This window comes from Lacrimispora sp. YZC11 (assembly GCF_057543815.1).
In genome coordinates this window covers 342,531-353,471 of the sequence record NZ_BAAJYQ010000005.1, presented here as the reverse complement: position 1 = coordinate 353,471, position 10,941 = coordinate 342,531, and the positions used below count along the sequence as shown (strand labels likewise).

At 46.7% G+C, this 10,941-nt stretch carries 10 protein-coding genes; 9 read left to right on the top strand and 1 reads right to left on the bottom strand.

Annotation, left to right across the window (positions count from 1 at the left end):
* The first annotated feature begins 45 nt into the window (after positions 1–45).
* Both AC27IJ_RS04750 and AC27IJ_RS04745 read left to right on the top strand, forming a co-directional pair.
* A complete protein-coding gene (locus AC27IJ_RS04750) occupies positions 46–420 on the top strand; it encodes a desulfoferrodoxin family protein (protein ID WP_312441790.1) in 375 nt (124 codons plus the stop codon).
* A 139-nt stretch (positions 421–559) separates the two neighbouring features.
* Positions 560–1,717: a DUF4317 domain-containing protein gene (locus AC27IJ_RS04745; RefSeq protein ID WP_312441791.1), complete on the top strand. Its 1,158-nt coding sequence runs from the start codon at positions 560–562 to the stop codon at positions 1,715–1,717.
* Between the two features lie 3 nt (positions 1,718–1,720).
* Here AC27IJ_RS04745 and AC27IJ_RS04740 read toward each other — a convergent pair whose 3' ends face one another.
* Complete coding sequence (locus tag AC27IJ_RS04740; protein WP_487147717.1) at positions 1,721–2,881, bottom strand: acyltransferase; 1,161 nt, start codon at positions 2,879–2,881, stop codon at positions 1,721–1,723.
* Positions 2,882–3,138: 257 nt separating this feature from the next.
* Between AC27IJ_RS04740 and AC27IJ_RS04735 the strand changes: the two genes are divergently transcribed.
* The 7 genes from AC27IJ_RS04735 to AC27IJ_RS04705 all read left to right on the top strand — a co-directional run bounded on the left by AC27IJ_RS04735 (position 3,139) and on the right by AC27IJ_RS04705 (position 10,940).
* The gene (locus tag AC27IJ_RS04735) at positions 3,139–4,872 is read left to right on the top strand and encodes a restriction endonuclease FokI recognition domain-containing protein (RefSeq protein WP_312441793.1); all 1,734 of its coding nucleotides are present in this window, start codon (positions 3,139–3,141) and stop codon (positions 4,870–4,872) included.
* Positions 4,873–4,892: 20 nt separating this feature from the next.
* A complete protein-coding gene (locus tag AC27IJ_RS04730; RefSeq protein WP_312441794.1) occupies positions 4,893–5,561 on the top strand; it encodes a Crp/Fnr family transcriptional regulator in 669 nt (222 codons plus the stop codon).
* 111 nt (positions 5,562–5,672) lie between these two features.
* Positions 5,673–7,310: a SulP family inorganic anion transporter gene (locus AC27IJ_RS04725; RefSeq protein WP_487147714.1), complete on the top strand. Its 1,638-nt coding sequence runs from the start codon at positions 5,673–5,675 to the stop codon at positions 7,308–7,310.
* A 661-nt stretch (positions 7,311–7,971) separates the two neighbouring features.
* Entirely contained in the window at positions 7,972–8,136 is a 165-nt protein-coding gene (locus AC27IJ_RS04720) for a YezD family protein (protein ID WP_312441796.1), read from the top strand.
* 88 nt (positions 8,137–8,224) lie between these two features.
* Positions 8,225–9,097: a radical SAM protein gene (locus AC27IJ_RS04715; protein WP_312502083.1), complete on the top strand. Its 873-nt coding sequence runs from the start codon at positions 8,225–8,227 to the stop codon at positions 9,095–9,097.
* A 22-nt stretch (positions 9,098–9,119) separates the two neighbouring features.
* Positions 9,120–9,479 (top strand): NifB/NifX family molybdenum-iron cluster-binding protein, encoded by a 360-nt coding sequence (locus AC27IJ_RS04710; protein ID WP_487147711.1) that lies wholly within the window; start codon positions 9,120–9,122, stop codon positions 9,477–9,479.
* Between the two features lie 15 nt (positions 9,480–9,494).
* On the top strand, positions 9,495–10,940 hold the full coding sequence (locus tag AC27IJ_RS04705) for a nitrogenase component 1 (RefSeq protein ID WP_487147709.1): 1,446 nt from the start codon (positions 9,495–9,497) through the stop codon (positions 10,938–10,940).
* The last annotated feature ends 1 nt before the right edge of the window (position 10,941 follow it).

The window sequence follows — 10,941 nt, the reverse complement described above, 5'->3', positions numbered from 1 at the left end:
GAATATAATTCAATAAAGATTCAAAAGACGAAGGAGGTTATTGCTATGAAGTTTTTAAAGTGTAACCGTTGTGGTAATATTGTGGCGGTTGTAGAAGAAAAGGGCGGTACAATTACATGCTGTGGAGAAAATATGCACGAATTGGTAGCCAATACAACAGATGCTGCAACTGAGAAGCACGTTCCGGTTATTGAGATTGACGGACAGCATGTAACAGTTACTGTTGGTTCCGTTGAACACCCAATGCTTCCTGAACATTTCATCGGTTGGATCGCATTAGAGACCGAGCAGGGCAATCAGAGAAAGATATTGAACCCGGGAGATAAACCGGTGGCTGAATTCATGCTTTGCGACGGAGATGAAGTAGTTGCTGCATACGAATACTGTAATCTTCACGGATTATGGAAAGCTGATATCTAAAAAGTTGAAAAGCTCACGGGCCGGATGGTCCGTGAGCTTTTTTTTGCTTTTTTTGGTGTTACCAATTTCTTGACTTCTGGCCTGATTTGCTCTAGTATTAAATTTGCAGTTTTACTTTAGAATAGGAGAATATTGTAGAATGAACAAGAAAGAAGCCAATGAAATAAAAAAACTTTTTACTCCGGCCAACTGCGCCATCAGCCGCATCTGTGGCTGCTATGTAGACGCAGAAAAGAATAAACGAACGGAGCTTAAGGAAGCATTTTTATCCCTCCCAGAGGAAGAAGCGTTTAAATATTTTAACATCTTTAAAAGTGCTTTGTCAGGAACCGTCGGCAAGAATATGGTCAATATGGAATTTCCCTTACATACGGAGGCTGAGGGCGGAACCCAGAATTTTCTGCTAAAGCTCCGGGACAGCCAGTTAAAGGATGATGTCCTGATCGAGGAATTATATGATAAAGTGATCGCCAGCTACGATTTCGGCGAGAATTTTTACATCATCCTCATCCATTGTGCCTACGATATTCCCGCAAGGTCCTCCGATGGTCTGGAAATGGAAGATGCCTCTGATTTTGTATATGAATTCATCCAGTGCTCCATTTGCCCGGTGAAGCTGTCAAAGGCCGGCCTTTGCTACAATTCCCAGGCTAACGTCATTGAAAACCGCAGCAGGGACTGGATCGTGGAGGCCCCTGATACCGGCTTTTTATTTCCGTCCTTTACGGACCGGAATACCGATATCCACAGCCTTTTATACTATACCAAAAACCCGGAGCAGATGCCGGAACGCCTGGTTGACGAGCTGCTTGGATGTGTGATGCCTATGTCTGCCAAGAGCCAGAAAGAAACGTTCCAGGCCATTGTGGAGGAAACACTGGGAGATAACTGCGATTTTGAAACGGTTAAGAGCCTTCATGAAAATTTAAATGAGATTCTTGAAGAAACAAAGGATGAACCGTCTCCCTTTACCCTGGACAAGTACCAGATGAAAAGACTGTTGGAGAACAACGGGGCCAGTCAGGAAAAGCTGGAGGAATTTGAGCAGCGTTATGGCGAAGACGAAGAAACATCTGTGCCCCCCTTCCTTGCTTCCAATGTGATCAATACCAAAAGCTTTGAGATCAAGACAGCGGATGTGAGTATAAAGGTAGCGTCTGATAAAACCCATCTGGTAGAAAACCGGATGATCGACGGCAGGCCATGTATTGTCATCGGCATCAGCGAGCATGTGGAAATAAACGGAATTACGGTAAGGCCCATAGCAGCAGAACGAACAATGGAGCCGGAGGAGTAAAACTCACCGGCTCCTTAGTGGTTGGACCAGCCTTTTAAAAAGGGTCTGAACACAAAGGACTACTGTCTGGTCAAAAAGAAAGGCCGCCGCGGCCGATAAGACCAGAACCAGGAGAAAGGAAAGCAGGGTGCTGCCTGCCGTTCCAAAGGAAAGCCAGTTTATATGAAACCGTTCTCTGACAAAATAGAGCACAGCCCAGTGAACCAGCAGGATGGAATAGCTGTGCCGGATCAGGAAGTTCATTCCCATCCCCGGCTTTGGAAGCCGGTTTTCCAGGGAACGCAGTATAAGAAAAACCGAGGCCCCCAGGAAGAGCGTGGCGGGAGCGCCTTCTGCCATCAGAATGGCCTTGTAATCAGGCCGCAGGGCGGTGCAGAGGATGGTAAATAAGATGGAGGCCATGCCAAATCCCAACCAGGCTTTCCTGTATTTCATGGAAATAGGGTGGGAAAAGTAATAGCCAAGCAAAAATACCCCTTCCCATGGACTGATCATAAGCTCAAAGTTTAAGGGCAGGCCCATAGCAGGCAGATAAACTGCCAGACAGCGGAAGAGGAGGATCAGGACTGCCAGTCCGTGAAGCATGGAGTCGGTAAGGTGCTTTAAAAGAACGCTGAAAAACGGAGCCAGGATATAGAGGGACAAAATGACATAGATCACCCATAAATGAGGCGCCCAGTCAATAGGGCCTGCTGCCATATCCTTTAGTGCTCTTAAGATTCCGTTCATGAAGCCGGAATTGAAATACTGGCAGGAGAGCAGTATATAAATACAGTAGTAGCAAAAAAAAGGAAGAGCAACCTGAAGAAATCGTTTGTAGTAAAAGGCAGCCAGGCCTTCCCTTTGCCCCTTTAGGATCAAAGCGCCGCTGTTCATGATAAACAGCGTGTTGCAGACCAGAAGAATGGAGGAAAGAGACTGCACCGCCACCCATCCTTTCGTCCCGGCGGTAAGCCCGGCTGTGGAAAAATCAAGGCAGTGGACTAAAATAACGAAAAGGGCAGCAATAAGACGGACATAATCCAGGTAGAGAATCCTGCTTTTTCCTGCATCATTTCCTGAAAACAGATGTTTTATGTAATCGCTGTCCTGGAGCTGCCTCCTGATATGAATGCAGCAGGAAATTGCAATAAAAGCAAGTATTGTCATTTGTAATTTTCCCATAATTTCTGTTCCTTTCCGGTCCTGTAATTCTTGCGGAAGCAACGAACTAAAAGTAAGCCCGATTGACCTTGGCGAAGTCTCAACCATTATAACACAGGAAGCCGGTCACCACAAACCAAACCCTTTGGCTGTGCCATGGAAAATTACGTGGTCAATCCCTGGCGGCTATGGTATACTTAAGAAAACACCCTGCGGGTATACCTTTATGCCCAAAGAACATGGGCGGATAAAAGGAAAAGTACAGAGAGGAATTAACAGTGGCAGATCGGACATTTGGCTGGGTACAAGAGGCCTATACCCTGGAAAATTTAAAAAATGTGGTATCCGCATTTGTGCCGGATTCAAAGATCAACAGGATCCTGCGAATGGATAAGATCCCCAGGCTCATATCGGAAAAAGACGGAAGAGACGAGTTTATACAGGAATTAAGCGGTAGGGAAATTTCCATTCCCTATACCCATTTGAAGGGAAAGGGGACGCCTGTAGGCTATACAAGGAGCAATGCCCCTTGTTCCGGAATTGTTCAGGCCGTCCTGCCGGGGCAGCGAAAGGAATACCAAAGCGACTGGCCTGCAGATTCCTTTCTGAGGTGGGCAGTGAGCATCGGTTTTCTTCATTACAGCCGGAAAGAGGATATCTGTTCCCTGTCCCCCTTAGGACAGCAGTACGCGGATGCGCCTGCGGGCAGCGAGGTGGAGACTTTCGCATTAAAGACCGCCCTCCTTTCCTATCCGCCCGTGTGCCGGGTTCTGTCCCTGATGGGAGAAGAAGGGCATCTGACAAAGTTTGAGATGGGAGCAAGGCTTGGCTTCATCGGGGAGGCAGGCTTTACCTCCATTCCCCAGTACATGATCCTGCAGGGGCTGATGGAAGCTGAAACCCGGGAAGAAAAGACAAAGCTGCTTCAGGATACGGAAGGCACCAGCGATAAATACGTCAGGACTATTTGCAGCTGGCTCTTACAGATGGGCTGGATCAACAAGGTGCCAAAGGAGGTAACCGTTTCCATTGGGGGCAGGTCCTGTACCGGAACCATCCCCCAGTCTTACCAGCTGACGCTAAAGGGAAGGACCATATTAAAGCATGTGACCGGCGTTTCAAGATTCCCCAGAATTCCCAAACGTGTGATGTGGGATATGCTGGCTACCAAGGTGGCTGACCGGGAGTATCTCCGCAACCGAAGGACCCATATCATAAAATACTTAGAAGGAGCCTACCGCTCCCCATTGCAGGTAAAGGAGTATCTAAAAGGCATGGGTATGGAAGAGGAGGAGGAGACGATTCTTGATGACATCCGAAGCCTTGAAAATATTGGTCTTCATGTGAAAAAAACCGGAAATACCTATCGGATCATGGATGAGATAACCGGCCTTGAGCTGCCTTGTGAAAACCAGGGACCGGTGCCTGTGAAATCAGAGGTGTCTCTGTGCAAGGATTATTTAAGATCCCATTTGATCCATGTGGACCATAGGTACTTAATCCTTTTGGATTTGGGATTTGACGGCACTTCAGACAGGGATTATGAGATACAGACCGCCCAGCTTTTAACAGCCGAACTGGATTTTAAGGGAGCCAGGCTTGGGGATACCAGAAAACCGGATGTGTGTGTATATTATGGGGAAGATGGGCTGATCATAGATAATAAGGCTTACGGGAAGGGGTACTCCCTTCCGATCAAGCAGGCTGATGAGATGTACCGCTACATAGAGGAAAATAAGGAACGGAATGAGAAGCTTAATCCAAATAAGTGGTGGGAGATCTTTGATAAGGGCGTGATACGCTATCACTTTGCTTTTGTATCCGGAGCATTTACCGGCGGATTTAGGGAAAGGCTTGAGAATATCCGGATGCGTTCCGGGATCCGCGGAGCCGCAGTCAATTCCATGAATCTGCTTTTGATGGCGGAAGAGCTGAAGTCCAAAAGACTGGACTACAACGAATGTTTTAAGCTTTTTGACTGCAATGATGAGATTGGGTTTCAACGTTCTTAGGCACATGGAGGTTTGATGTTATGGTGTTTGGAGAGTACCTTCCTTTCTGGAATAAGCTGACAGAGAAACAGAGAATGCTCTTAAAAGAAAAATCCAGGGAAGCCAGGTTTGAAAAGGGCATGCTGGTCCATGGCGGGGCTGACGGCTGCAGCGGGCTTTTGCTTGTGACCTCAGGGCAGCTGAGGGTTTTTATGATATCGGATGAGGGGCGGGAGCTGACGCTTTACCGTCTGCTTGAACGGGATATCTGCCTTTTTTCCGGTCCCTGTGTGGTCAAAAACATACAATTCGATGTTACGGTGGAAGCGGAGCAGGATTGCGTGGTCTCAGTGATCCCGCCGGAGGTCTATAAGACGTTAATGGAGCAGTCGGCAGTTGTCTCTAATTTTACCAATGAGCTGATGGCCTCCCGGTTTTCCGAGGTCATGTGGCTGATGGACCAGGTCTTAAGCAAGAAGATGGACGGCCGTCTGGCTGCCTTTCTTCTGGAAGAGGGGCTGCTTACCGGTTCCAGAGAACTTTCCATCACCCACGAGCAGATTGCCCATCACTTAGGTACGGCCAGAGAAGTGGTGACCCGTCTCTTACGGCTGTTCCAGGCGGACCGCCTGGTAAAGCTCACCAGGGGAAGCGTGGAGCTTCTTGATGAGAAGGGCCTGGAGCTGCTGGCAGCGGACAGCCTGAGATAGGAATCCTTGTATTATTTGAGGAACATGGGAAATTCCCTTGCATTCTTTTCTTTTCACAGTTATATTATAAAAAGTTTATAAAAAATTTATAATATAAAAGGATAAGAAAAGATGAAGGATATCATACCCCAGTTTTTTATATCAATGAAACATTATACAAGAGAGCAGTTTATAAAGGATATTATTTCCGGAATTATCGTGGCAATCATAGCCCTGCCTCTTTCTATCGCTCTTGCTCTGGCTTCTGGCGTTACCCCGGAGCAGGGGCTTTATACGGCCATTGTCGCAGGCTTTGTGATCTCATTTTTAGGCGGCAGTAAGGTGCAGATTGCAGGGCCAACGGCGGCGTTTGCTTCTATTGTAGCAGGTGTTGTCTTAAAAAACGGGCTTGACGGTCTGGCCACGGCAACTGTCCTGGCCGGAATTATTCTGGTTATCATGGGATTTTTACGGCTGGGAAGCCTGATACGTTTTATACCGTATACCATTACAACCGGGTTTACTGCCGGTATTGCGGTGACTATTTTTATCGGCCAGATAAAGGATTTCCTAGGGCTTACCTTTGAAAAGGCGCCGGTGGAGACCATGGAAAAGCTGGAGGAAGTGGTACGTTCCATCAAAACGCTGAATCCCATGGCATTGGCAATAGGAATGCTCGCTCTTGCCGTACTTATCATCTGGCCAAGGTATTTTAAGAAGCTCCCCCCATCCCTGGTTGCAGTCATTCTTACGGCTGTTCTGGTAAAGGTACTTGAGCTTCCGGTTCATACCATCGGGGATCTGTATACCATTTCCCCCAGTCTCCCGTCTCTGCATGTTCCCAAGCTGTCCTTTGCCATGATGGGAAAGGTCATGCCAGATGCAGTGACCATTGCGGTGTTGGCCGCCATTGAATCATTGCTGTCCTGCGTCGTGGCTGACGGCATGATAGGCAGCAGGCACAATTCCAACATGGAACTGATTGCTCAGGGACTGGGTAATACCTTCTCAGCCTTATTTGGAGGAATCCCGGCCACAGGCGCCATTGCGCGGACGGCCGCCAACGTTAAAAACGGGGGGAGGACCCCTGTGGCAGGAATGGTTCATGCAGTTCTTCTTCTGTTGATCCTCATATTTCTCATGCCATATGCAGCCCTTATCCCGATGCCGGCCATTGCGGCGATCCTGTTTATGGTTGCTTATAATATGAGCGAGTGGAGAGAGTTTGTTTCAATTGTAAAAACCTCCCCGAAAAGCGATTGGTCGGTGCTTTTGATTGCTTTTGTCCTGACAGTGGTATTTGATTTAGTCATGGCTATCGGGGTTGGCCTGGTGCTTGCTTCTCTGCTATTCATGAAGCGGATGGCGGATGTGGCTGAAGTAAACGGCTGGAAGTATCTGGAAGACGAAGAGGAAAATAAAGGTGACCACATTGACTTAAAGCCTGTTCCGGGACATGTAGCCGTATTTGAAATCAACGGACCAATGTTCTTTGGAGCCGCCGATAAGATATCCAAGGTGGTTCTGGAAGATGGAAAGAGAGTGCTGATACTCCGTATGCGGAGCGTTCCGGCCATGGATACGACAGCTTTAAAAAGTTTAAAAAAGCTTTACAACAGCTTAAAAAGAAAGAATGTCACACTGGTATTATCCCATGTAAACGAGCAGCCTATGTCAATGATGGAACGGGCTGGATTTGTAAATGATGTGGGACGAGAGAATATTGCAGGCTGCATTGATGATGCTTTGATGCGCGCCTCCTTTTTATAAAAATACCGGCAAGCCGGAAAACAGGCCATAAGGGCTCAGAGAAAAGGTATGCTCTGACTTCTTACGGCCTGTTTATTTTTTTTGTCAGTCATTTTATTCCCTTCTTAAGACCGGTCAATCACGATCCCTTTTGCAGGGAAAGCAGCCTGGGACAGAGGACCAGCGCAGATAAAGACGGACAAGTTGTTAAAAAGATATCAAAAAAAAATTAAAAAAATGTTGACATCCCAAAAAGATGATATTATAATCAATACATATAAAACCTATAAAATTAATAGGATATTGAAGAAAGGATGTCATTCATATGATAAACACAATGTTTTCTGCAAGGGATAATTATTCTGCAAGCTTTAAAAAGATGAATTGCTGTTGTTGTAAAACTGTGTGCATGTATATGAATACAGCTTATTTTTGTATGTATTAGAATACCTGGATCCGTGATAGCTGGAGCTTTACAGGTACTGTAATAGTACCTGTTTTTTTATAAGCGGAAATTAATGATAAAATCCATCGTTAACGTCATTGAATTAAATCATGCGGACAGGTAGACGCAGGAAATACAGAGAAAGTGTCAGATACATATAAAAAGAACCACCTGAGAAAAAGATACCGGGCCGGGAAAAGAGATACGGGCCTGGCGGCGATCCATAAGTGAGAGAAGGTGATTCCTATATCCTATTCCAATGCTTCTGATCCTGAAAAAGAATACATTAAGCTGATCCATGAAATGGCCAGCGATGTGAAGTATGGTTCCATTACCATTACGATTCAGGATGGAAAAATAGTGCAAATCGAAAAAATAGAAAAAATCAGATTAAAGAGCTGACTGGACAACCGGAGGTTCTGATAAGCAGGAATGCGTATCAGGGAAGGTTGTCTTTTTTTGTATCCTAATTTAAGAAAGAGAGATTGAAATGTCAAATACATATCAAAACCTGCAAAAGTCACACCCATGCTTTGGAGGAAATAAAAACAACGTGGGCCGGATCCATCTTCCGGTAAGCCCTGGCTGCAATATTTCCTGTAAGTTTTGCGACAGAAGAATTAACGATGAAGAAGAAAGGCCGGGAGTGACCTCTAAGGTGCTCACTCCTTTGCAGGCATTGGAGGTCCTTGATAAGGCTCTTGCCCTTTGCCCGGAGATTACGGTGGCAGGCATTGCAGGCCCAGGCGATACCCTGGCTACGGATTACGCGCTGGAGACATTCCGCCTGGTAAAGAAACATCATCCGGAGCTGATCAAATGCATGAGCACCAACGGGCTCCTTCTCTATGAAAGGGCGGATGAGATCATTCAAATCGGTGTGGAATCCGTGACCGTTACGGTAAATGCGGTGGACCCGGAAATTGAAGCAAAGCTTAACCGTTGGATTCTGTATCATGGAACCGTTTATGAAGGAGTCCAGGCGGCAGAGATCCTGATAGAAAACCAGTTAAAGGGCATTAAAAAGATAGCGGATGCAGGGATTACGGTGAAAGTTAATTCCGTGCTGGTGCCTAACATAAACGGAGACCACATTGAGGATATCGCAAAGGCCGTAAAAGAGGCGGGAGCAAGTATCTACAACATCATACCCCTGATCCCCCAATCGGACCTTTCCCAAGAAACAGCTCCTGTGTGCCAGGAGATCGACGAGGCCAGGACTCTGGCAGGAAAGTACATCGATGTTTTCCGCCATTGCCAGCACTGCCGTGCCGATGCGGTGGGCATGCTTGGGGGAAAGGATTTCGGAGATTTAATATACCAGAGAAGGATCGCAGGAAGGGATACCTTTTCCCATGGTTAAGGAAAAGGGGTAGGGAAACGCCATGAAATATAAGATAGCAGTCGCATCAACAGACGGAAAGGTAGTAAACCAGCATTTTGGCAGAGCCGAAGTTTTTTACATCGTAGAAGCCGATAGCATGGATACGGCATTCACGTATGAGGAAAGCCGTAAAACAGTTCCCGTATGCAGGGGTCAGGAGCATGATGAAACACAGTTAAAAGCTGTGGCAGTCATGCTGGAAGATTGTGATTATATCTTAGTCAGCCGGATCGGAGCCGGTGCAAGGGCCGCACTGGATCAAAACAACATAGAGGCCTTTGAACTGCCGGGATATATTGAAGATTCCATCCGGAAGCTTCTTGCTTACATAGAGGTACGGAAATTATTAATTGAAATTTAGAAAGGGTGCATGACCATGAGTGAAATATATTCAGGAATCAGAGAAAGCCATCCAAACAGGTACAATGATCTGGGTTCTACCGGCAGCCGGGCGGAGAGGGATTTTAAGAACGGCTGCTTAAAGAAGGCGGACAGAAGCTTTGCCCAGGGACTGCAGTGCCAGCAGATCAACAGCATGGCGGCTTTAATGTCTCTGGAAGATTCCGTCTTCATCGCCCATTCCCCTCAGGGCTGTGTGGGCTGTACCTCCCTGGCAGTGGACCAGTACCGGGTGGGGCAGGCCCACCGGGGAGTGAAGCTTATTAAGAATCCAAGGATCATCGTGACAAACTTAGATCAGAATAATGTGATCTTCGGAGGGGAAAGCAAGCTTAGAAAAGCCGTTGAAGATTCAGTGTTAAGGTATCAACCAAAACTTATCTTTGTCTTTGCCTCCTGCGCTTCCGGCATCATTGGGGACGATATTGATGCCATTATAAAAGAACTGCAGCAGGATACGCCGGCACTCATTATTCCCATTCACTGCGAAGGCTTTCAATCGAAAATCTGCGCTTCCGGCTTTGACGCGGCCTTTATTTCCATTAACAAATACATATTAAACAAGCAAAAGCTTGAAAAGAAAAAAGGCCTGATAAACTTATTTGCGCCGGTTTCCATAAGCTACGCAGATCAAAAAGAAATGGAGCGTATGCTGTCGCTGCTTGGGCTTTCCGTAAACTATATTCCTTTTTACAGCTCCCTAGAAAAGATAAAGCAGATCCCGGCAGCCCAGGCTTCCACCTCAATCTGTAAAGTATTTGCAGATGAATTCATGAAAACCCTGTATGAGGATTATGACATCCCTTATTCCCATACGGTTATGCCCATCGGAGTCCGCAATACGGATATCTGGTTCCGGGGTGTAGCTGGGATTGCGGGAAAGGAGAAGGAGGGAGAGGAAATCATTCAAAGAGAGCATGAACGGATTCTTCCTCTGGTGAAATCTATTAAGGACCGTCTAAAGGGGAAACGGGTATTTATCTGCGGCGGGACCGGCCGTTCCTTTGCTGCCGCAGCACTGATCGATGATTTCGGAATGGAGCTGGTAGGGCTTGAAACGCCGACCTATGACGAAGATGCCCAGGCGGATATTGAATATCTTAACGCCATTCACCCCAACTATGTCCTTGATATTGCCAACATGCAGCCCTTTGAACAGGTGAATCTGGTGAAAAGGCTGAAACCGGATGTGTTCATCGGAGTTCCCGAGTGGGCGGCAAAGCTTGGGATCCCAACCACTCATGTGCTGGATATGAAACGGCCTACCATGGGATATGACGGACTTTTATTTTTAGGAAATAAAATTGCCGACCAGCTGGAAAACCCCGGTTTTAATGTGAAGCTGTCAAAGCACATTAAGCTTCCTTACAAGGACAGCTGGTACGAAGAGGATGCGTTTAAATACATAATCGGAGGTGATTGAA

What these genes read in the sequence shown, in the direction of transcription:
- AC27IJ_RS04715 (WP_312502083.1), top strand. Translation starts at nt 8,225, where the DNA reads ATGTCAAATACATATCAAAACCTGCAAAAGTCACACCCATGCTTTGGA.
- AC27IJ_RS04725 (WP_487147714.1), top strand. Translation starts at nt 5,673, where the DNA reads ATGAAGGATATCATACCCCAGTTTTTTATATCAATGAAACATTATACA.
- AC27IJ_RS04740 (WP_487147717.1), bottom strand. Translation starts at nt 2,881, where the DNA reads ATGGGAAAATTACAAATGACAATACTTGCTTTTATTGCAATTTCCTGC.
- AC27IJ_RS04730 (WP_312441794.1), top strand. Translation starts at nt 4,893, where the DNA reads ATGGTGTTTGGAGAGTACCTTCCTTTCTGGAATAAGCTGACAGAGAAA.
- AC27IJ_RS04710 (WP_487147711.1), top strand. Translation starts at nt 9,120, where the DNA reads ATGAAATATAAGATAGCAGTCGCATCAACAGACGGAAAGGTAGTAAAC.
- AC27IJ_RS04750 (WP_312441790.1), top strand. Translation starts at nt 46, where the DNA reads ATGAAGTTTTTAAAGTGTAACCGTTGTGGTAATATTGTGGCGGTTGTA.
- AC27IJ_RS04705 (WP_487147709.1), top strand. Translation starts at nt 9,495, where the DNA reads ATGAGTGAAATATATTCAGGAATCAGAGAAAGCCATCCAAACAGGTAC.
- AC27IJ_RS04745 (WP_312441791.1), top strand. Translation starts at nt 560, where the DNA reads ATGAACAAGAAAGAAGCCAATGAAATAAAAAAACTTTTTACTCCGGCC.